This window comes from Achromobacter sp. SIMBA_011, from assembly GCF_046535435.1.
GTDB classification, from domain to species: domain Bacteria; phylum Pseudomonadota; class Gammaproteobacteria; order Burkholderiales; family Burkholderiaceae_B; genus Achromobacter; species Achromobacter dolens.
The window spans coordinates 1-261 of sequence record NZ_JAWRWN010000683.1; the positions used below are offsets into that span (position 1 = coordinate 1).

At 69.0% G+C, this 261-nt stretch carries 1 pseudogene; it reads right to left on the reverse strand.

From position 1 onward, the window contains the following. A pseudogene (locus SB816_RS32690) lies at positions 1 to 261 on the reverse strand (Fe/S-dependent 2-methylisocitrate dehydratase AcnD); the annotation flags it as partial.

Below are 261 nucleotides of genomic sequence, written 5' to 3' on the forward strand. Positions count from 1 at the left end.
GTGATGTTGTCGCCGAGCACCGCGAGCGGCCGCATGCCCTTGAGCGTACGCTCGCCGGCCAGCGCCCCTTCCCAGTACGGCGGACGGCGAATGTAGGTGCTCTGCGGCCGCCACTCGTACAGCGGCGCGGCACGCTCGCCCGCATCGGCCGTGCGCGCGAACATCGGCTCGTAGACCTTGCGGAACTGCTCGGGCTTCACGCTCGATGCGACGATCGCGTCGATCTCCTCGTCGGTCGGCCAGATGTCCTTCAGCGTGACG